The organism is Pseudomonas sp. ZL2 (assembly GCF_054788455.1).
Genome location: NZ_JBGOGX010000061.1, coordinates 1 through 19,971 on the forward strand (window position 1 = coordinate 1; position 19,971 = coordinate 19,971).

General features: G+C 63.7%; 24 protein-coding genes and 1 pseudogene. 12 read left to right on the forward strand and 13 right to left on the reverse strand.

Translation table 11 applies throughout. The features are described from left to right. Positions 1-83: 83 nt before the first annotated feature. Together ABM562_RS26660 and ABM562_RS26665 are read right to left on the reverse strand one after the other, a co-directional pair. Entirely contained in the window at positions 84-293 is a 210-nt protein-coding gene (locus ABM562_RS26660) for a tautomerase family protein (protein WP_115087648.1), read from the reverse strand. Between the two features lie 19 nt (positions 294-312). Then, positions 313-1,053 (reverse strand): SDR family NAD(P)-dependent oxidoreductase, encoded by a 741-nt coding sequence (locus tag ABM562_RS26665; protein WP_460423897.1) that lies wholly within the window; start codon positions 1,051-1,053, stop codon positions 313-315. Positions 1,054-1,178: 125 nt separating this feature from the next. Here ABM562_RS26665 and ABM562_RS26670 point away from each other — a divergent pair, with 125 nt between their 5' ends. Next, positions 1,179-2,090 (forward strand): LysR family transcriptional regulator, encoded by a 912-nt coding sequence (locus ABM562_RS26670; protein ID WP_460423898.1) that lies wholly within the window; start codon positions 1,179-1,181, stop codon positions 2,088-2,090. 4 nt (positions 2,091-2,094) lie between these two features. Here ABM562_RS26670 and ABM562_RS26675 read toward each other — a convergent pair whose 3' ends face one another. Both ABM562_RS26675 and ABM562_RS26680 read right to left on the reverse strand, forming a co-directional pair. Next, positions 2,095-2,277, reverse strand: coding sequence for a DUF1289 domain-containing protein (locus ABM562_RS26675; RefSeq protein ID WP_010225542.1), 183 nt, complete (start codon positions 2,275-2,277; stop codon positions 2,095-2,097). A 3-nt stretch (positions 2,278-2,280) separates the two neighbouring features. Continuing rightward, on the reverse strand, positions 2,281-2,592 hold the full coding sequence (locus tag ABM562_RS26680) for a hypothetical protein (RefSeq protein WP_115087651.1): 312 nt from the start codon (positions 2,590-2,592) through the stop codon (positions 2,281-2,283). 68 nt (positions 2,593-2,660) lie between these two features. On the opposite strand from ABM562_RS26680, the pseudogene ABM562_RS26685 reads away from it, so the two are divergent. Further along, positions 2,661-2,738 (forward strand): annotated as a pseudogene (locus ABM562_RS26685) (YghX family hydrolase); the annotation flags it as partial. Between the two features lie 202 nt (positions 2,739-2,940). Here ABM562_RS26685 and ABM562_RS26690 read toward each other — a convergent pair. Then, positions 2,941-3,276, reverse strand: a complete 336-nt coding sequence (locus ABM562_RS26690; protein ID WP_115087094.1) for a hypothetical protein — start codon at positions 3,274-3,276, stop codon at positions 2,941-2,943. A 151-nt stretch (positions 3,277-3,427) separates the two neighbouring features. On the opposite strand from ABM562_RS26690, the gene ABM562_RS26695 reads away from it, so the two are divergent. Then, positions 3,428-4,183, forward strand: a complete 756-nt coding sequence (locus ABM562_RS26695; RefSeq protein WP_115087093.1) for an SDR family oxidoreductase — start codon at positions 3,428-3,430, stop codon at positions 4,181-4,183. A gap of 60 nt (positions 4,184-4,243) precedes the next feature. On the opposite strand, the gene ABM562_RS26700 is transcribed toward ABM562_RS26695, so the two are convergent. Together ABM562_RS26700 and ABM562_RS26705 are read right to left on the reverse strand one after the other, a co-directional pair. Further along, a complete protein-coding gene (locus ABM562_RS26700; RefSeq protein ID WP_460423899.1) occupies positions 4,244-5,479 on the reverse strand; it encodes a DUF1835 domain-containing protein in 1,236 nt (411 codons plus the stop codon). Between the two features lie 153 nt (positions 5,480-5,632). Beyond that, positions 5,633-6,529 (reverse strand): LysR family transcriptional regulator, encoded by an 897-nt coding sequence (locus ABM562_RS26705; RefSeq protein ID WP_115087091.1) that lies wholly within the window; start codon positions 6,527-6,529, stop codon positions 5,633-5,635. 81 nt (positions 6,530-6,610) lie between these two features. On the opposite strand from ABM562_RS26705, the gene ABM562_RS26710 reads away from it, so the two are divergent. The 4 genes from ABM562_RS26710 to ABM562_RS26725 all read left to right on the forward strand — a co-directional run bounded on the left by ABM562_RS26710 (position 6,611) and on the right by ABM562_RS26725 (position 11,103). Beyond that, a complete protein-coding gene (locus ABM562_RS26710) occupies positions 6,611-8,056 on the forward strand; it encodes an MFS transporter (RefSeq protein WP_460423904.1) in 1,446 nt (481 codons plus the stop codon). Between the two features lie 46 nt (positions 8,057-8,102). Next, positions 8,103-8,552, forward strand: a complete 450-nt coding sequence (locus ABM562_RS26715) for a GNAT family N-acetyltransferase (RefSeq protein ID WP_115087090.1) — start codon at positions 8,103-8,105, stop codon at positions 8,550-8,552. Between the two features lie 543 nt (positions 8,553-9,095). Next, entirely contained in the window at positions 9,096-9,965 is an 870-nt protein-coding gene (locus ABM562_RS26720; RefSeq protein WP_460423900.1) for an RNA ligase family protein, read from the forward strand. 1 nt (position 9,966) lies between these two features. After that, positions 9,967-11,103, forward strand: coding sequence for an AAA family ATPase (locus ABM562_RS26725; protein ID WP_115087088.1), 1,137 nt, complete (start codon positions 9,967-9,969; stop codon positions 11,101-11,103). 35 nt (positions 11,104-11,138) lie between these two features. Here the strand turns inward: ABM562_RS26725 and ABM562_RS26730 are convergent, their stop codons facing one another. The 3 genes from ABM562_RS26730 to ABM562_RS26740 form a co-directional block, all read right to left on the reverse strand. Then, entirely contained in the window at positions 11,139-11,471 is a 333-nt protein-coding gene (locus tag ABM562_RS26730; RefSeq protein WP_115087087.1) for a YegP family protein, read from the reverse strand. A 139-nt stretch (positions 11,472-11,610) separates the two neighbouring features. Continuing rightward, positions 11,611-12,003: a lysozyme inhibitor LprI family protein gene (locus ABM562_RS26735; protein WP_460423901.1), complete on the reverse strand. Its 393-nt coding sequence runs from the start codon at positions 12,001-12,003 to the stop codon at positions 11,611-11,613. Next, positions 11,991-12,458 carry a GFA family protein gene (locus ABM562_RS26740; protein WP_460423902.1) on the reverse strand — a complete coding sequence of 156 codons (468 nt, stop codon included), beginning with the start codon at positions 12,456-12,458 and terminating at the stop codon, positions 11,991-11,993. Before ABM562_RS26740 ends, ABM562_RS26735 begins: the two co-directional genes overlap by 13 nt. Before the next feature lie 57 nt (positions 12,459-12,515). On the opposite strand from ABM562_RS26740, the gene ABM562_RS26745 reads away from it, so the two are divergent. After that, positions 12,516-12,986, forward strand: coding sequence for an NUDIX hydrolase (locus tag ABM562_RS26745; RefSeq protein ID WP_115087084.1), 471 nt, complete (start codon positions 12,516-12,518; stop codon positions 12,984-12,986). On the opposite strand, the gene ABM562_RS26750 is transcribed toward ABM562_RS26745, so the two are convergent. Together ABM562_RS26750 and ABM562_RS26755 are read right to left on the reverse strand one after the other, a co-directional pair. Further along, positions 12,961-13,290 carry a hypothetical protein gene (locus ABM562_RS26750; RefSeq protein WP_115087083.1) on the reverse strand — a complete coding sequence of 110 codons (330 nt, stop codon included), beginning with the start codon at positions 13,288-13,290 and terminating at the stop codon, positions 12,961-12,963. The two genes, ABM562_RS26745 and ABM562_RS26750, sit on opposite strands and share 26 nt — an antisense overlap. A 94-nt stretch (positions 13,291-13,384) precedes the next feature. Continuing rightward, a complete protein-coding gene (locus tag ABM562_RS26755; protein WP_115087082.1) occupies positions 13,385-13,816 on the reverse strand; it encodes an SUKH-3 domain-containing protein in 432 nt (143 codons plus the stop codon). Positions 13,817-14,083: 267 nt separating this feature from the next. On the opposite strand from ABM562_RS26755, the gene ABM562_RS26760 reads away from it, so the two are divergent. The 3 genes from ABM562_RS26760 to gabP all read left to right on the forward strand — a co-directional run bounded on the left by ABM562_RS26760 (position 14,084) and on the right by gabP (position 16,655). Beyond that, on the forward strand, positions 14,084-14,497 hold the full coding sequence (locus ABM562_RS26760) for a RidA family protein (RefSeq protein ID WP_115087081.1): 414 nt from the start codon (positions 14,084-14,086) through the stop codon (positions 14,495-14,497). A 120-nt stretch (positions 14,498-14,617) separates the two neighbouring features. After that, positions 14,618-15,121 (forward strand): GNAT family N-acetyltransferase, encoded by a 504-nt coding sequence (locus ABM562_RS26765; protein WP_115087080.1) that lies wholly within the window; start codon positions 14,618-14,620, stop codon positions 15,119-15,121. A gap of 133 nt (positions 15,122-15,254) precedes the next feature. Then, the gene (gene gabP / locus ABM562_RS26770; protein WP_115087079.1) at positions 15,255-16,655 is read left to right on the forward strand and encodes a GABA permease; all 1,401 of its coding nucleotides are present in this window, start codon (positions 15,255-15,257) and stop codon (positions 16,653-16,655) included. A gap of 5 nt (positions 16,656-16,660) precedes the next feature. Here gabP and ABM562_RS26775 read toward each other — a convergent pair whose 3' ends face one another. Then, entirely contained in the window at positions 16,661-17,302 is a 642-nt protein-coding gene (locus ABM562_RS26775) for a M41 family metallopeptidase (protein WP_258577991.1), read from the reverse strand. Between the two features lie 204 nt (positions 17,303-17,506). Between ABM562_RS26775 and katG the strand changes: the two genes are divergently transcribed. Then, positions 17,507-19,777: a catalase/peroxidase HPI gene (gene katG, locus ABM562_RS26780; RefSeq protein ID WP_460423903.1), complete on the forward strand. Its 2,271-nt coding sequence runs from the start codon at positions 17,507-17,509 to the stop codon at positions 19,775-19,777. Positions 19,778-19,971: the final 194 nt, after the last annotated feature.

The following is a 19,971-nucleotide window of genomic DNA, read 5'->3' on the forward strand; positions in this document are numbered from 1 at the left end:
AAGGTGGGTGTAGCAGTGAGGAGGGACAACCCCCCCAACGGGGGGGTGTGGGGGGGGGCTTTTCCCCCCCCCGCGACAGATGCCTACTCTGTTTTCTCTCGCTTGCGCAGTGTCGTCACTGTTTCGCCACCCACCCCCCAGTTGTCGGTGTTCACTTCCTCGATCACCACAAAGGTCGACGCCGGCGGTTTGTTCAGCACCCGCTTGAGCATCGCGGTGGTCTGTTCGATCAACTGCTGTTTCTGCTCGCGGGTGACGCCTTCATCGGTCACGCGAATATGGACATACGGCATGTTCATTTCCTCGCTGTAATTACCAGGTACCCGTCGCCGAACCACCGTCCACGGCAATCACCGTGCCGGTGACAAAAGTCGAGTCCGTCAGGTATAGCACCGCGTCGACCACATCCTCGGGCGAACCGATCTGCCCGGTCGGCGCCAGCGTTTTGAGGGCCTCGCGGGCCTGCGAGTCGTCGCCATGCAATGGGGTATCGATGATCCCCGGGGCCACGGCATTGACCTGCACCTGCGACGGTGCCAGCTCCAGGGCCAGGGCACGCACCGCCTGGTTGATGCCACCCTTGATCAGCACCGGCAGCAGCGCCGGCACCTTGATGTTCGGCTGCAGGGCGATCGACGCGGTGATGTTGACGATATGCCCGGCGCCATTCTTGGCCATGTGCCGTGCTGCGGCCTGGGCCGGGTAGAAGAAGCCCTTGAGGTTGGTGTCGACGATGGCTTCGACCTCGGCCTCGGTGTAGTCGGTCACCGGCTTGGCAATGAAGATCCCGGCGTTGTTGACCAGGATATCGACCTTGCCAAACGCCTCGATGGCCTGGTCGAACAGTTTTCGCGCCGTTTGCGGCTGGGCGATATCGCCTTCGACCAGCAGCAGATTGGCCGGGTTGCCGAGTTTGGCGGCGGCCTCCTGCAGGCGGGCGAGGGTGCGGGCGTTGCCGACGACATTGTCGCCGCGCTCAAGGTAACCCTTGGCGATGGCGAAACCCAGGCCGCTCGAGGCGCCGGTTACGATGACAGTCTTGGCGGTGTGCATGGTCAGTCTCCAGTGGGCCAGGCGGGTCGCCGGGCAAGTGAGGCAGACTTTAATTTGCAATCAGGTCTTGAAAAATGGTGTGTATGGAATTTGAATTGATACTTCATGTAATCAATTGAGCCGCCATGACCCGCCACTTCGATGACCTTCAACTGGGCAGTATCGAGCTGTTCTGCCTGGCCGCCGAAACCAGCAGCTTCACCGGTGCGGCGACCCTGGCCGGGGTGACGCCGGCAGCGGTCAGCCGTTCGGTGGCGCGCCTGGAAGAACGCCTCGGCGTGCGCCTGTTCGTGCGCACCACCCGGCAGATGCGCCTGACCGAAGGCGGGCGCAGTTACTACGCACAATGCCGCCAGGCCCTGAGCCAACTGGTGGAGGCCGAACGTGCGCTCAGCGGTGGCCAGGCCGTGCCGTCCGGGCTGCTACGCATCAGCGTGCCGACACCCTATGCCCACTTTCGCTTGCTGCCCAGGCTGGCCGGGTTCCGCCAGTTGTATCCGCAGGTGCAGATCGACATTCACGCCAGCAACCGCAACATCGACTTTGCCGATGAAGGCTACGACCTGGCCATCCGCGGCCGCGAGCCGGCCGACTCCAGCCTGATCGCCCGGCGCCTGGAAGACGCCGAGCTGGTGATCGTGGCGACGCCGGAGTATCTGCGTGTAGCGGGCACACCGCAGACGCCGCAAGACCTGGCCGCTCACGAGTGCATCCAGTTCGAACTGCCCAGCAGCGGGCGCAAGGTGCCCTGGTCGTTTCTGGTCGGGGGCAAGCGCGAGGAGCTGGAGGTGTCCGGCAACATCACCTGCCTGGAAGATTTCCTGGCCACCGTCACCCTGGTCAAAAGCGGCGCGGGGTTGATGCAGGCGTATCGCTTTACTGTGCAGCAGGAGCTTGACAGCGGCCAGCTGCTGGAAGTGCTGACGCCCTATGGCGGCACTTCACGGCCGTTCATCCTGCTCTACCCTCATGCCCGCCATGTGCCGCTACGGGTTCGGGCCTTCATCGATTTCTTGACCCAGGGTGCGGGTGCCTGAAGCGCTAGCCTTTGGCTTTTTTCAGGCTTTTCATCCGTTGGGTGGCGCGTTGCACGGCAGCCATTTTTTCCGGGCGTTTCATGCGCTTCCATTTGCGGATGTCGTCCTTGCTGCGGCCGCAGCTCAGGCACAGGTCGCCGCTTAGTTGGCACACGGCGATGCAGGGGTTCTCGATGTCCTTGGCCATGTGTCAGCCTCGTTTTTCGACGTCGAACTGCACGTGGGGGGCAAGCGGGCGCAATTCGACGTCGGCATCCTGCAACGCTAAAGCAGTCAGCTCGATCATCCGCTCACCTTGCCCGCTGGCCAGGGCGTGGTCTTTGGCGGCCCGGCTTTCGAATACCCAGATCACCTGCAAACTGGAAGGGAAGCGGGTGTAGTCGACCAGGTGAGTGAGCCAGGCAAAACCGACGATTTCGGCCTTGGCGGTCTCGCAGGCATCGGTCAGGGTAGCGACCAGACGGCGGTCAAGCTGCGCCTGTTCGCGTTTGCTCATTGGCATGGGATGAGGAGCCTCGTGGAAGGGCGGGCAGATCATACGCTATTTGCCCACGCCTACTATGCTTGTGGGCCATCGAATGGCTGATGAAGTATCCGGCAACCACCGGCAAGGTTGGCATCACCGGCTTTTGCTATGGTGATGGCCTGATCGCGGGTCCAGCGCCAACCCTGTGGGAGCGGGCTTGCCCGCGATCGAGCGCGCAGCGCTCGTAATTCAGGCAACACCTGGTGTGCTGGCTGTACCGGCCTCATCGCTGGCAAGCCAGCTCCCACAGGGTCGGTGTGTACAGTTCCATTGTGGGAGCGGGCTTGACCCGCGATCGGGCGCGAAGCGCTCGCAGTTCAGGCGTTACTGAACGTTGTTCAGCTTGACCACATCACCCGACACCCGGGTGGTGTAACCGGTCAGTACCCAGGCCCAGAACCAGTTTTCCTGGACCTGGGTGTTGATCATCGCGTCGCCGCCCTTGGCCTTGATCGCGGCATTTTGTGCACGGACAAAGCGGCTGTTCTGACGCACCGGGATCATGCCCAGTACCAACAGGCCGGTGGCGCTCGCTTCGCTGTGGCCGATCACCGTGTACTGGTCGGCGTTGTAGTGCTGGGTTTTCATCGGGGTGCCGGTGCAACCTGCCAGGGCCAGGACGAACAGGCCGGAGGCGACAACTTTGCTCAGGTTTTTCACTGCATAACTCCATGACAATTGGCCCGGGATCCATCTCTCGAGCGGCGCGTACTGTACCGGATCAGCCAGCATGACGCTCGTCTGCTGGCGCGCGGGCTACAGCTGCGCGGCGTAAAATAATGGGTTGCGACACGCCCCGGGAGAAGCAGCCATGAAAATCGTCGTGATCGGTGGTACCGGCCTGATCGGCACCCAGCTGTGCAACAACCTGCGCGCCAACGGCCACAAGGTGCTCGCCGCCTCGCCCAAGACCGGCGTCGATACCCTCACCGGCGAAGGCCTGGAGCAGGCGTTGCAGGGCACCGATGTGGTGGTGGATGTCGCCAACTCACCGTCTTTCGAAGACGCCGCGGTGCTGGCGTTTTTCCAGACTTCAGGGCGCAACCTGCTGGCCGCTGAACAGAAGGCCGGGGTTCGTCACCATATCGCCCTGTCGGTGGTCGGCACCGAGCGCATGCAGGACAGCGGATACTTCCGCGCCAAGCTGGCCCAGGAGCAACTGATCAGGGCCTCGGGCATGCCCTATACCATCCTGCGCGCCACGCAGTTCTTCGAGTTCATGGGCGCCATTGCCTATTCCGGCGCCGACGGCAACCGCGTGCGCCTCACCGCCGCTGCCCTGCAGCCGGTGGCCTCGTCCGACGTGGCCCTGACATTGGCCAACCTCGCCGAGCAAGCGCCGGCCAACCGTACCCTCGAAGTCGCCGGCCCCGACCGCTTGCCGCTTGCCGATTTCGTGCGCAGCTACCTGCAACACAATCAAGATGCCCGGGAAGTGATTGCCGACCCTGCAGCCACCTATTTCGGCGCGCCGATCGACGACCGTTCACTGACTCCGGATGCCGATGCCATCGTCGGCTCGCTGCACTTTCAGACCTGGCTGAAAACCACCGCCGTGCAACGCTGACCCCGTGCACAGGGACGTGACATGCGCCCCGCGAAAGCCAGGAGCGCATCGCCGGAGTTTTTACCCGCGCCACACCGGCCACAGGTCGCGGTCCAGCGCCCAGTGACCTTGCCCGGCCAGCACGCGCACACCACCGACCCAGCGCTCGGGGGCCTGTTGGTCAAGCCAGTTGGCCTGGCCCGCCAGCACCCGCTCGCCCAAAGGGGTGAGGCTCAAAGGTCGACGCGGCCATTCCAGCTCAGCCTGCGCTTCGATGAGCAGCGGCGTGGGCGAATCGATCAGCGGCCGCAGCAGAGCATGGAACATCATGTCACCCAGATAGGGCAGCGGCTCGCGCTTGCCCATCAGTTCGGCAAATACCCGGCCGAACGGCACCTGGCCGAACTCGCTGATGATCTGCAGCGCCAGGCGTTCGCTGAGCGACAGGCCATCCTCCACGCCCGGCAGTTCCTGCAACTGGCGCAACAGCGCAGCGGCGAGCAAGGGCAGGGCCAGGTCCTGGCGATGGGCCAACTGCGCCCAGGCGTGTGGCGACGGTGCGCTATAAGCAGCCCAGGCCTCGCGCGCCAGTTGCAGCATTGGCGCATCCACTGCCCGGCGCTGCGGCCACAACCAGGCCAGCACATCGGGGGCCAATTGGCCGATGCCGATAAAGCGCTCGACCCCGGGCATGCGGTCGATCTCGATCAGCTCCAAGCGCTGCGGCGGGTTGTGCAAGCCGGCCAGCACGCGGATCAGGAACAGCTGGTCATAGGCATCCGCCTCGCACCAGAGCACCGCGCCGGGGCAGCCGTCGAGCCGGGCCAGGTCGGCGTATTCGTCCTCCATCTTGCGCTGCACCTCAGGATGCTCCAGGCCATAGGCCTGGCTGATGTAGTCGCAGCGCAGGGCGCGGTAAGGCGCTGCCGGCACATCACGCACCGGGCCCATGACCAGGGGGTCGCTGAGCATGTGAAAGGCGCCGGTGAACCCGGCCAGGCGCAAGCCGTGGCTGATGTCGTTGCCGCAGCGCCAATGCTGGGTAGCGGCTTCGTCATCGGCGATGAATTGCGGGTGGCGGGCGGCAAAGTCGATGGCGTCGATATGCGCCTTGAGCTTGGGCCAGCTGGCAAAGCCCAGGTCGCGGGCGATCAGCCACTGGGCATCGGCCAGGCGTGGTGAGGCAGGGCTGAGTTGTGCCAGCTGTGCGGGCGCGGCACCCGAGCGCAGGCGCTGGAGCAGCTCCTTGGCGCGCTTGCGTTGTTGTTCGAGGTTGATGCGCCCGTCATGGGACGGCGACGACAGTCGAGCGGACATACGAACTCCTTGTGCGAGCCTTGTCCGCTGTCAGGCCGGGAGTCGTAGACAAGAATGTGGGGTGTACAGCCTGGGCGCAGCCCTTTCCGCGGACGGGTGGCGTGGATGACGCCGGTTGCGACTATAGGCCCGGCGCCCGGCAAAAGACAATCGTCAGCTCCAGGCTGACGGCCAGCGCTCCTGTAGCAGATCGCTGAACACCTTCAGGCGCGGCGAATGCTGGCGTGACGGTGGATACACCAACGCCAGTTCACGACAGCGGCCGGCGAATGGCTCCAGCACCGGTATCAGGCGCCCGTCGGCCAGGGCCTGGCGGGCGACGAAATCCATCACCTGGACAATGCCGAAACCCTGCAACGCCGCATCGATCAGCGGGTCGCCGACATCGAACAGCATTTGCCCGCTGACCTGCAGATCGACCAGCCGACCGTGCTGCACGAACTGCCAGTCAACCCGGCGCCCGAGGTAGGGGTTATGCACCACCAGGCAGTTGTGCCGGGCCAGGTCTTCGAGGGTTTGCGGCACACCATGGCGGGCAAGGTAGGCGGGGGCGGCGACGGTCACCCAGTGCATCGGTGCCAGGGGCCGGGCCACCAGGCGCACATCGCTCAACGGGCCGATGCGCACGGCGGCGTCGAAGCCTTCTTCGGTCAGATCAACCAGGCGGTCGGTCATGGTCGCGTCCACCACCAGCTCGGGATGGCGCTGGGTCAGCTCACCCAGCAGCGGCAGGATGACGATGCGGCCAAAGGCCGACGGCAGGCTCAGGCGCAGGGTGCCGCTGGGCTCGCAGCGGCGGTCAAGCAGCAGTTGCTCGACCTCCTCGAACCCGGCCAGCAACGGTGCGCAACGCTCGCGCAACAGCAGGCCGTCGGCGGTCAGGCTGACGCTGCGGGTGTTGCGGTGCAGCAGCTTGACCCCCAGTTGTTCTTCCAGGCGGCGAATTGCCCGCGACAGCCCGGACTGGGTCAAGCCGGTGCTGGCGGCCGCAGCGGTGAAGCTGCGCAGCTCGGCGACCTTGAGCAGCAGGGCAACGGTGTTCAGGTCCATGATTAAAGTCATTACTGAAAGGACTTGCAGCGTATTTATCATACCTGGCGCATGAATGACACTGGCGCCTTCTTGCCAAGGATGCCCCGCATGTCGATTCCAATCCCGCGCCACCCCGCATTGATGCTGCTGTTGCTGGCCTGCGCGCAACTGATCATTGCCCTGGACTACACCATCGTCTTCGTCGCCTTGCCGACGATTGGCGAGCAACTGGCCATCGGCCCGCGCCAACTGCAGTGGATCATCAGCGCTTTCGGCGTGGCCTTTGGCGGTTGCCTGCTGCTCGGCGGCCGTGCAGCAGACCTGCTGGGCCGGCGGCGTCTGTATCGGCTCGGCCAGGCCTTGTTCGCCATCGCCTCGCTGGCCGGCGGCCTCACCGACCAGGCTGAAGTGCTGGTTCTGGCGCGGGCGCTGCAAGGGCTGGCGGGCGCCTTGCTGTTCCCCGCCACCCTGGCGCTGATCAACAGCCAGTACGCCGAAGGGGCGCCGCGTACCCGCGCCCTGGCCATCTGGAGCGCCGCCTCGGCAGCAGGCCTGGCCCTCGGTGCCTTGCTCGGTGGGGTCCTCACCCAGTGGCTAGGCTGGCAGGCGGTGTTCCTGGTCAACGTACCGCTGGCGGGCGCCTGTGCCTGGGCCGCCGGGTACTGGATTCCAGCCGATCCAGCACCGGCGCAAGGCCGCTCGTTCGACCTGGCCGGCGCCCTCACCATCACCCTGGGTGGCAGCCTGCTGGTGCTGGCGCTGATCGAAGGGCCGAGCTGGGGCTGGCAACGGCCACTGTTCTGGACGGTGCTGGCGGCTGCACTCATCTGCCTGGCGGTGTTCGTGGTGATCGAAACCCGCAGCCGCGATCCCTTGATGCCGCTGCGCCTGTTGCGCACCCCGGGCTTGCGCGCGGCCATGGGTTTGACCGCAGTGTTCATGGCCAGCTTCAGCGTGCAGTACTACTTCCTGGCCCTGTACTTCCAGCAGATCTACGGCTACAGCGTGCTTGCCAGTGGCCTGGCGTTTTTGCCGGCGACGCTGGTGTGCACCCTGGGCATCGGCATAGCCGAACGGGCGCTGGCCCGCCTGGGTTTGCGCAGCACCTTGATCATCGGCTTGCTGGCCGGTGGCGTGGGTATTCTCTGGCTTGGCTGGATGTTGCCCGGCGATGGCGCTTTCGTTCGCCTGTTGACGCCGATTGCCTTGCTCAGCATCGGCCAGGGCATGACCTGGACCGCCATGTGGGTGTGCGCCGGGCAGGGCGTTGCAGCAGGCGAACAAGGCGTGGCTTCGGGCATGGCCTCCACCGTCCAGCAGATCGGTGGGGCATTGGGCCTGGCGCTGCTGGTGGGGCTGGCCAACCAGGGCCTCGATGGCTTGAGCGGGGCCGCCTGGCAGCAAGGGTATGCGCTGGGCCTGCAGCGGGCAGTACTGGTCAGCGGCGGGATCGCCCTGTTCGGCGTGCTGATTGCCCTGGCGCTGCCCGGCAAGCTGCGAGGCACCTCGGTAGTGGCTGAAACTACCGCTGGTTCGCCTCCCTGAACACACGGCACACTGGCGTTCCGACACTGCCTCACGGAACGAGCCGATGACCTTGCACATTCGCCCCGCCACGCCTGCCGACGCCACTGCCATCAGCGCGGTGATCATCCAGTCCTTGCAGCAAAGCAACGCCGCCGACTACTCGGCGGCGCTGATTGCCCAGGTCGAGCAGAGCTTTACTCCGGAACGGATATTGGCCTTGCTCGAGCAACGCCAGGTGCTGGTGGCGGTGCTCGACCAACAGGTGGTCGCCACCGCCAGCCTGCAAGGCAATGTGGTGCGCAGCGTGTTTGTGGTGCCAGGGTTGCAAGGCACCGGCGTTGGCCGTGCCCTGATGCAGGCGATTGAAGATCTGGCCCGGCAAACGGGGCAGGCGCTGTTGCGAGTGCCGTCATCGATTACCGCAGAGGCGTTCTATGCCCGGTTGGGCTATGCCAAGGTCCGCGAGGTGATGGAGGGGGAGGAGCGGATCATTGTCATGGAACGCGTTTTCTAGGCTGCTGAATGTATGGCGCAATAGTGGTATTCGCAGCCGTTTGCACCCCTGGTGCAGCACTTCTGGCCCGTCAGTTTTGCCACAGCCCGATCGCCAGAGACATGAGCGCAAAAGCGTGAAGGGCAGTGCGCTCAACGACGCGCAGCGGCAATCTGCCTGAGGTTTGCACAGATACATTTGTGGGAGCTGGCTTGCCAGCGATGAGGCCAGTGCAGTCAGCACATGAAGTGTTGTCTGGATTACGACCGCTGCGCGCTCGATCGCGGGCAAGACCCGCTCCCACAGGATTGGCGCAGTACCTGTAGGAGCGGGCTTGCCCCGCGATGAGGCCATCCCGGACGGCATAGCACTTGACAGCCCACCCCCATCTCGTTTCCAATCCGCACCCTCAGATCCACCCCTCATTATTTAGGTGAAGCCAGTGCCCCACGCCAACCAACACGCCTGATGCCGACGACGGACGTTTAAGCCTGTTGGTGCCTGCCTGCGCACGCACTTTCACCTGCCCGCTGTCGTCGGTTTTCCCCCTTTTGGAGAAGACCCATGACACTCGATATCCGCGAGCTCGCGCAGCTCGACCTGTACAAGTACCCGCGCACCCCGCACTTGCAAAGTTCTCGCCTGCAAGCCGGCGATAGCGACCATGATCAGTTGCCCTACAGCCGTCTGAACGGTCAGTACCTGGTGGTCGAGGAAAAGCTCGACGGCGCCAATGCCGCGATCAGTTTTTCCGCCGCCGGCGAGCTGCTGTTGCAGTCGCGTGGCCATTACCTGGCCGGTGGCAGCCGCGAGCGTCAGTTCAGCCAGTTCAAGCAATGGGCGGCCTGTCACGAAGACTGGCTGCTCGAGCACCTGGAAGACCGCTACGTGCTGTTTGGCGAGGTGATGAGCAAGCGCCACAGCGTGTTCTACGACCAGTTGCCGCACCTGTTCTTCGAGTTCGATATCTGGGACCGCGCGGAGCAGGTGTTCCTCTCTACGGCGCGGCGCCAGCAGTTGCTCGCGGGTGGTCCGGTGCTGTCGGTGCCGGTGCTGTTCGAAGGCATCGCACCGCCACGGCTGAAGGACCTGCTGGCCCTGGTCGGCCATTCGCAGGCCAAGTCCCGGCGCTGGAAGGACGCCTTCGCCGAAGTCATCGCCCGTCAGCAACTGGACTTTGCCAAGGCCTGGAACCAGGGCGACCGCTCCGACCTGATGGAGGGCCTGTACCTGAAAATCGAAACCGCCGAGTACACCACCGGGCGGATCAAATGGGTGCGCCACGACTTCGTCCAGGCCATCCTCGAAGCTGATGAACACCACCTGCGCCAGCCGTACATCCCCAACCTGCTGGCCGCCGGTGTCGACCTGTATGCGCCCGAGCCCCAGGTCACCTGGGCCAGCCTGCAGGCCGCCGAACAAGGAGTTGAATGATATGGACATGAACACATTGCAAGGGCTGATGCCCAGCCCCGGCCGCGCGGTCGACTACCCGGCGCTGCTGGAGGCGATTCCGTCGCTGCGCGCCTTGGCGGCAACCCCCCAGGACCCGGTCTTCCACCAGGAAGGCGACGTCTGGACCCACACCATGATGGTGGTCGATGCCTTGCTCGCCGACCCGGTATACCAACGCGCCAACCCCGAGCAGCAGTTCGTGCTGTTCTACGCCGCAGTCCTGCACGACATCGCCAAGCCGTCGTGCACGGTGATCGATGAAATCACCGGCAAGATCGGCCAGCCCGGGCACTCACGCCGGGGAGCAGTGGATGCGCGAATCCTGCTGTGGCAGGCCGGTGTGCCGTTTGAGCTGCGCGAAACCATCTGCCGGATCATCAACGTGCACCAGTTGCCGTTCTTTGCCCTGGCCGGGGACAAGAGCGGGCGTTCGGCCGAGCAGATTCTCCATCGCCTGTCGTGGGAGGTGCCGGTGTGGATGCTCTGCGCAGTGGCCAGCGCCGACATGCAGGGCCGCGGCTTTGCCGGCAAGCAGGGGGTACTCGACGACATCGAAGTGTTCCGCCTGCTGGCCGAGGACGAGGGCTGCCTGGATCAACCCAAGGCCTTTGCCGACGACTACACCCGGCGCAGTTACTTTCGCGGGGCCTCGGTGCTGCCGCAGTACAGCCTGTACCGCGAAGTGCGGGGCTCGCAGGTGATCGTGCTGGCGGGGCTGCCGGCCAGCGGCAAGGACACCTGGGTCAACGAGCATGCGCCCAAGCTTGCCGTGGTGTCGTTCGACGATGCCCGCCAGGAGCTGGGCCTGAGCCACGGTGACAAGGGGCCGGTGGCGCAGTACGCGATCGACAAGGCCAAGGCCTTGCTGCGCCGCCGCGAACCTTTCGTGTGGAACAGCACGCACCTGTCGCAGCAGATGCGCAAGAAGACCCTCGACCTGCTCTACAGCTATGACGCCGACGTGCAGCTGGTGTACCTGGAACAAAGCGAGCGCGAGCTGATGCGCCGCAATGCCCGCCGGGACACCACGCTGCGCAACAAGGACATCGAACGCATGTATTTTCGCTGGGAAGTGCCGACGCCGGTGGAGGCGGATCGGGTCGAGTATCAGGTGTGAGGCAGCGGGCATCACTGCCCGCTGACGGTTCGGACTCAGGTGTTGTCCTTGATGGTCTTGCTGCTGCCGTTGCTCTTCACCGAAGCGATGCCCGCGTCGCGCGACTGCGTCGATGCGTACATCTGGCTAGTGCCGATGACCTGGTGATTGGCGGCCTTGAGGTTGAAGTGGAACTTGCCATTGCTGGCCTCTTTTTTCTCGTAGCGCTCGTCCACGCCACTGTTGGCCTGGACCGAGGCGATGCCGCTTTCGGCTGAGCCTTTGGCCTTGTACAACTCGCTGGTAAGAATGATTTCGCCATTACCCGCCTTGAGGACAAAGCGGTACTGACCGTCACTGCTGGTGTTCAACTCGAACCAACCTGCCATGGGAACTCCTTATTTCGCAGATAAGCCTGGGTAGGCTGCGGGCGTACTTGTCCGCAGTGACGACTCAGTATGGTGGGCTTTGTGCGCTTGTCCAACGGCGCTAAGATCAACGCCGCGCTGCCGCCGCTGTTGCAGGCCTTCAAGGCATACCGGTAACCCGCTTCAGGTACTGGACTCTGGCTTGCGTCTGCTTCAGCAGGCAATGGGTATGGATCGTGGCGAAGCCACTGCCGCCAACGGACTCGTAGGTCTCGAATTCACAGCTGGCATCGCGAAAGGCAATCCAGGCGCGCTGGGCTTTTTTCAGCGCCAGGTCCTGGGTGGGTTGTCCGGGCGCCGAACCCTCCGCCTTGAAGCGTGCGACCAAGGCCTGATAGAGCTCATTCAATTGCTGATCGGATTTTTTCAACGACTGCTGCATGCATTCAAGCATCTGCGTTTCGGTGTTGGCGCCAGGGCACAGGTTGCTTGCCTGAACCGTGCTAGTCAGCGCCATGAATGCGCCGATGCAGGGGTAGATCAAACGATACATGGGGCGTCCTTGCTTTGATGTTTTACGGGGCACTGGTGTTGCGGCCATGAATCGCCAATCACCAGCCAGCAGGCCTTGGACTGCACATGCACATGTTTTTGTCGGGTGGGTTCGAAAGGTGTGTCCAGGGTGCCCAGCGCAACACTGATCCAGTCTGGATAATCGCCACTGGCATTGGCCCAGAACAAACTCGTCCCGCAGGCTGAACAAAAGCTGCGGCTGACGGTTGGCGATGACTTGAACACCCGCAATAGACGTTGCGGATCGCTGCAGCTCAAGGCCGAAGCAGGCACACTGCCATAGGTGGCAAAGGCTGCGCCATGGGCCTTGCGGCACTGGCTGCAATGGCAATGGGTGACGGCCTTGATCTGGGTGTCGATATGATAGCTGACGGCGCCGCACAGGCAGCTGCCGTGATAATCAATGGTCGTCAGCGCAGATTTGTCGTTGTTCATCCTTGGAGCCCGGTAGAATCTCGCCCGCGATCATAAACCAAGGACAGGAACACCACGATGCGTGAGCGAAAATCAGCCCGGCTTTTGGTCATCAGCCCCTCCCGAAGCGTATTGCTGTTTCGCTTCGTCCATCGCAACGGAGCGCTGGCCGGCGACGATTACTGGGCAACACCGGGGGGCGGCGTGGAGGAGGGGGAAACCTTCGAGCAAGCCGCGATTCGTGAGCTACGCGAAGAAACCGGCATCCAGGTCGACGCCGTGGGCGCACCCTTGAACGAGCGCCGCTTCGCCATGCAGTTGCCCAGCGGCGAGTGGGTCACGTCGGTCGAGCAGTACTACCTGATCCAGGCGCAGGACCAGCAACTGTGCCGCCAGGGATGGACGCCTTCGGAGGTCGAGGTAATGGCCGATCATCGCTGGTGGTCGGCCGAGGAACTGCGGCAAACCACCGACACGGTGTGGCCGGAGCGGTTGATTGAAACCCTCGAATCAGCCGGCGTGTTCAGCGCCGCGCCAGCGCATGGCTGACGCATTGCTCGTAGTAGGTCTGCTTGATGGCCGCAGGCTTGAGGCGTGACTGGCTGTTGTAGGTCTGTTCGGTGATGCCCATGGCGGTCATGCGCATCCACGGCTTGCTGAATTTACGCACTTGCAGGCGTTTGCGCGCGGCGTACAGGGTCACCCCGGAGAGCTTCGACTGCTGGGCGCCGGCGGCAATGTCCGAACCCCAACTGCACATGTAGCGGTCATTGTTGCCCAGGGCCTTGGCCTGGGCGCCGAGCGGGAGTGCGACAAGAAAAAACGCTGCCAGGGTCAATCCATAAGCCCGCATAGCACCTACCTACCTAACTCGCTGAAAAGAAAGCGAGTTTGCCTACGAAGCGGGTAGCAGGGGGCCAGCAATTTGCCTTATTTGCGCCTGAATTTCACAGCAGTTGTGTTTGTGATTTGCGGCCCAGCAACAGGCCTTCTGCGGCAACGGCGAAGGTGTTTCCCTGCAGCCAGAAGGCGTCGTGCACCTGGCTCATGAGGTAGCAGGCGCCCCGGCTGTCGACAAACAGCGCGCCATGGCCGTGGTGCACATCGCCGATGCACACCAGGGTGGTATTCAGTTTGTGTTGCATCGCCACGATGACTTTTTCGTCGTGCAGGCCGGGCTTGGGCCTGAACTCGATGTCGCCGGCGGCGCATTCTTCACCGGCGCCGCAGTGGCCGACGCACAGGCCATTGAACGCCCTGAGCAAGTCGTTGGCGGGGTGGCCTTTGGGCCCGATGTCCGCCTCTGGGGCAGTCACTTGGGCAGGCCAGCCGGCGGCAATGAACAGCGGGCGGATGGTTTCAGGTAGGTCTATGGGCATGTCTGCTCTCTGGTCGAATCCGTGCGAAGGGCTACATTAACACGGCAGTCGTCATTGATCCTTGAGGAGGGCGAGCCATGAGCAATGAGACTTTACCCGCTGCAGCCCACATCGCTGGCAAGCCAGCTCCCACAGGGTCGATGTACACAGGTTCATTGTGGGAGCTGGCTTGCCAGCGATCCAGCGCGCAGCGCTGGCAACATCAGGCTTGACCTCTACTTAGGTCGAGGTTTGATACTCGCCGCTCCCACCATTCGGAGCAGCACCATGACCGCAGCTTTCCACCTGTCCAACCCCGAAGGCCTCTACGACCCCAGTGCCAATGCCTACTCCCATGTCGCCGAGGTCGCCGCCAATGCCCGGCTGCTGTACATCGCCGGGCAGGGCGGGGAAGACCTCGAGGGCCGGCTGTCGAGCGATTTTGCCGAACAGGCGCGCCAGGCCCTGGCCAACCTGCAGATCGCCCTGGCGTCAAAAGGCGCAACCCTGGCCGATGTGTTCAAGCTGACCCTGCTGATCGTCGATCACGACGAAAGCAAGTTGCGCCTGTGGGGCGCCGAAGCCCAGCGCGCCTGGGGCGCCAACATGACCCCGACCTGCACGCTGATCCCGGTGCCGCGCCTGGCCCTGGATGGCATGCAGATCGAAATCGACGCGGTCGCCGCGCTGCCGGCCAGGTAACGCGTTTTAGCGATGGCATTGGCCCCGGCTTTTGTAAACAATAGCGCCCGCAAAACGCGCTGTTCGTTCACTTATCGAGATACCAATGCCGTCGATTTTTCCGCTGTATGAGGTCCTGTCATGAGTGACCTCACTGTCGAGCTCTTGCAAACCGGCCCCGAGCAGGCCGAGCTGATTCGCAACCTCTACCAGTTCTACGCCTACGAGTCTTCGGACTGGGAACAGGAAGACGTCGAGGTCGACGGCCGTTTCTACGTGCACGACGAGCACCTGCAACGCTACTGGCAAGAGCCGCAATGGAGCGCCAACCTGATCCTGGTCGACGGCTACATCGCCGGCTTTTTGCTGATCGAACGCAGCGAGCTGCCCGGGCTCGATGCCCTGGAGCTGGCCGACCTGTTCATCCTCAAGCGCTACCGGCGCAAGGGTATCGGCAGCGCCCTGGCCAGCCAGGTGCTGGCGAGCGGGCAGAACCAGTGGCTGGTGCGCTATTACGACCAGGACGAAACCGCTCACGCCTTCTGGCGCACGGTGCTCGACAACCTGCCGCGCCCGGTGCGTTCGATCGAACTGGACGACGAGCCGGAGTTGGTTAACTTCCTGGTGACGCGGGCGTTGCACTGAGCTGGCACGAACGTTTCATGGCGAGATCAGACACAGCGAACGGCGCGCTCAGGCAAATCCGCCGTCAAGCAGCACAGGTAAGGTGACGCCAGCAGTCAATGCCATGCGTTCCGATCACAAGAGAATAAATATAATGATCAGCCTGGGCTCCAAGGATTCGAGCGGTCAGTTGGCGCAGGGTTTCAAGCCACGCCATGTCACCATGCTTTCCATCGCCGGCATCATTGGCGCCGGCCTGTTCGTCGGCTCCGGGCATGCAATTGCCGCCGCCGGGCCCGCGGCAATCCTGGCCTATGTGCTGTCGGGCCTGCTGGTGATCCTGGTGATGCGCATGCTCGGCGAGATGGCCGTGGCCAACCCCGACACCGGTTCGTTTTCGACCTACGCCGACCAGGCCATCGGGCCCTGGGCCGGTTTTACCATCGGCTGGATGTACTGGTGGTTCTGGGTGCTGGTGATCCCCATCGAAGCCCTGGCCGCCGGGCATGTGCTGAACACCTGGATGCCCATGGTCGATGCCTGGCTGTTTGCCCTGTTGTCGATCATCGCCCTGGCTGCGACCAACCTGTTCAGCGTGTCCAAGTACGGTGAGTTCGAGTTCTGGTTCGCCATGTTCAAGGTCGTGGCAATCATCGCCTTCATCTCCCTTGGCGCTGCGGTGCTGATGGGCTGGGTGCCGGAACGCGAGGTCAGCGGCCTGGGCCATTTGCTCGAAACCCATGGTGGCTTTGCGCCCAACGGCGTGTCGGCGGTGGTCGGTGCCTTCATTACCGTGATGTTCAGCTTTATCGGCACCGAGGCGGTGACCATTGCCGCCGCCGAATCCCAGAGCCCGGCGAAGAACATCGCCAGGGCCACCCGCTCGGTAATCTGGCGCATCGGCGTGTTCTACCTGCTGTCGATTGCCGTGATCATTTCCATCGTGCCCTGGAACGACCCGCAGCTGGCCTCGGTGGGCTCTTACCAGCGGGCCCTGGAACTGATGAACATTCCCCACGCCAAGCTGATGATGGATGTGGTGGTGCTGGTAGCGGTGGCCAGCTGCATGAACTCCTCGATCTACATTGCCTCGCGCATGCTGTTTTCCCTCGGCAAGCGCGGTGAGGCGCCCCGGCAGGTCAAGCTGACCTCGGCGGTCGGCGTGCCGCGCGCCGCAGTCATCGCCAGCACCGTGCTGGGCGCGGTGATCACCGTGGTCAGCTACTTTGCCCCGGCCGGCCTGTTCCAGTTCCTGCTCGCCAGCTCCGGTGCCATTGCCTTGCTGGTGTACCTGGTGATTGCCGTGTCGCAGTTGCGCATGCGCCGGATGCTGCTCAAGCAGAAGGTCGAGCTGACCTTTCGCATGTGGCTGTTCCCCTGGCTGACCTACCTGGTCATCGCCTTCATCAGCGCCGCCCTTGGGGTCATGCTGGTGACCCCGGAGCACCGCGCCGAGGTCACCACCACCATCGGCCTGGCGCTGGTGATTTCCTTCATTGGCATCATCACCACCCGCCAGCATGGCCAGCCGGCCAAGGTGCCGTCGGTGGGCTGATGCGTTTATCGCGGCGCACGGCGAGGCGACGCACCGCCGCTCCCACGGCTGCGCGGCGGGATATCCAGGGTTGCCAGTGGATTGGTAAGCCGCTGTGGTGTTTCGCCGGTCAACTGGCACAGCAGCCCGATCAGCGCATCGCCATCCACCGTTCCCCGGTCTCGCAGCAGTTCGGCGACCGTGCGCAACGCAGGCCAGTAGTGGCGCACCAGGTTGTGGCAGCGCATCAGTGCAATCGACTCGGCATCAAGCACTTGGCGCGGAGGGAGCAGGGCGATCAGCTCGCAGGCCCGGCGCCGGTCACCGGCACCGCTGGTGGTGAGAAAGCGATTATCCGGACCGTGCCGGTAAACCGCTTCGGCCACGGGGCCGGCGAAGCAGTTGAGCAGATCGCGTTCGATCAGCTCGATCATCGACGGCAGGTACTCGGCGATGCCCGGCGGCTCGAAGGCGGGCAGAGGCACCAGGTAGTCCGCTTCGACCAGGCCCTTGACCGGCTGCAGGTTGCCGCGCAAATCGACCATCGGCCCGATCAGCGCTTCGGCCCGGGTGCGCACCGTCACCCGCCTGATCGCCAGGCCGTTCCACCAGAAGGCCAGGGCATGGCCGGCTTCGTGGAAGGCGGTGCGACGCGGACGGCTGTGCATGATCTGAACCTCAGGGGGAGGCGGCTACACCTACGATCTGCTCCATCCCTGGGGTTGGTATAAGAGATTATGGCTATCAGCGGGTAATACTGCGTCTATTTGCTGACTACCGGGGCCGGGACTAGCCTTTATGATGCGCTGGCATGTGCCGGCCGGACCTGATGTGGAGATAACTAAAACGCTGGACTCAAAGGTAGCTCACCCATGTCTACTGAATCGAAATGCCCGTTCAGTCATGCCGCTGGCGGTGGTACGACGAACCGCGACTGGTGGCCGAACCAACTGAACCTGAAGATCCTGCACCAGCACTCGCCGCAGTCCGATCCCCAAGGCGATGGCTTCAACTATGCCGAAGCATTCAACAGCCTGAACTTTCAAGCCCTCAAGCAAGACCTGCAAGCGCTGATGACCGATTCCCAGGATTGGTGGCCGGCGGATTTCGGCCATTACGGGCCGCTGTTCATCCGCATGGCCTGGCACAGCGCCGGCACTTACCGCACCGGTGATGGGCGGGGTGGCGCAGGTTCCGGTCAACAACGTTTCGCCCCGCTCAACAGCTGGCCCGACAACGTCAGCCTGGACAAGGCCCGGCGGCTGCTGTGGCCAATCAAGCAGAAGTATGGCCGGAGCATTTCCTGGGCCGACCTGATCGTGCTCACCGGCAACGTGGCGCTGGAATCCATGGGCTTCAAGACCTTCGGCTTTTCCGGCGGTCGCCCGGATGTCTGGGAACCGGATGAAGACGTGTACTGGGGCTCGGAAAACAAGTGGCTGGGTGGCGATACCCGTTACGGCAAGGGCCCTCAGCCGATGCAGGAGCCTGGCGAAGGCACCCTGGTGGCCGAGCCCGAGCAGCATGGCAACGAAGAAAGCCGCACCGACCAGGGGCGCAACCTGGAAACCCCGCTGGCCGCGGTGCAAATGGGCCTGATCTACGTGAACCCGGAAGGCCCGGAAGGCAACCCCGACCCGGTCGCCGCCGCCAAGGACATCCGCGAAACTTTTGCGCGCATGGCCATGAACGATGAAGAAACCGTGGCGCTGATCGCTGGCGGCCATGCCTTCGGCAAAACCCATGGCGCCGGCCCCGCCGACAACGTTGGCCCCGAGCCTGAAGCCGCCGGCCTGGAGGAGCAGGGCCTGGGCTGGCGCAACAGCTTCGGTAGCGGCAAGGGCGCCGACACCATCACCAGCGGCCTGGAAGTGACCTGGACCACCACGCCGACCCGCTGGAGCAACAATTACCTCGAAAACCTCTTCGGCTTCGAATGGGAACTGACCAAGAGCCCGGCCGGGGCCAATCAGTGGACGCCGAAAAACGGCGCCGGCGCCGGGATCATTCCCGATGCCCACGACCCGGCCAAACGCCGCAACCCGACCATGCTCACCACTGACCTGTCGCTGCGCTTCGACCCGATCTACGAGAAGATCTCCCGGCGCTTCCTGGAAAACCCCGAGCAATTGAGCGACGCCTTCGCCCGTGCCTGGTTCAAGCTGATCCACCGCGACATGGGGCCGCTGTCGCGCTACCTGGGCCCGGAAATGCCCAGCGAAGAACTGCTCTGGCAAGACCCGATCCCGGAGGTCAATCACCCCCTGGTCGACGACAGCGACGTTACCGCACTGAAGGCCAAGCTACTGGCCTCGGGGCTGTCGGTGGCCGATCTGGTGTCTACCACCTGGGCGGCGGCGTCGACCTTCCGCGGCTCCGACAAGCGCGGTGGCGCCAACGGTGGGCGCCTGCGCCTGGCGCCGCAGAAGTTCTGGCAAGCCAACCAGCCCGAGCAACTGGCCAAGGTGCTGAGCACCCTGGAAGGCATCCAGAACGACTTCAACGGTGCCCAGGGCGGTGGCAAGAAAATCTCCCTGGCCGACCTGATCGTGCTGGCGGGCAGTGCGGCGGTTGAACAGGCCGCGAAAAACGCCGGGGTCAACATTGCCGTGCCGTTTACCCCTGGGCGAATGGATGCCTCCCAGGAGCAGACCGACGTCGAGTCGTTCGGCTTCCTGGAGCCGGTTGCCGATGGTTTCCGTAACTACCTGAAGAACAGCTATCGGGTACCAGCCGAGGCCCTGTTGATCGACAAGGCGCAACTGCTGACCCTGAGCGCCCCGGAAATGACCGTGCTGGTGGGCGGCCTGCGGGTGCTGGGGGCCAATGGCGGGCAGAGCAAGCACGGCGTCTTCACCCAACAGCCGGGCACGTTGAGCAACGACTTCTTCGTCAACTTGCTGGACATGGGCGTGGAGTGGAAACCGGTATCGGCGGCCAACGAGGCGTTCGAAGGGCGTGATCGCAAGACCGGTGTGGTGAAGTGGACCGGCACCCGGGTTGACCTGGTGTTTGGCTCCAACTCGCAGCTGCGGGCGCTGTCGGAGTTCTATGCCAGCGCCGACGCCAAGGAGCAGTTCGTCACGGATTTCGTTGCTGCGTGGACGAAAGTGATGAACCTGGATCGGTTTGACCTCAAGTGAGTTGAGGCGGGGAGGGGCACCGCTCCCACAGGTATAGCGCCGAACCTGTGGGAGCTGGCCTTGCCAGCGATCGAGCGCGCAGCGGTCGTAATCCAGGCGACACCTGAAGTGCTGGCTGTACTGGCCTCATCGCTGGCAAGCTGAACTGGTCAACAGATTTTGGACACCGGTTTAGGTTCATGCCGCAACCTTGA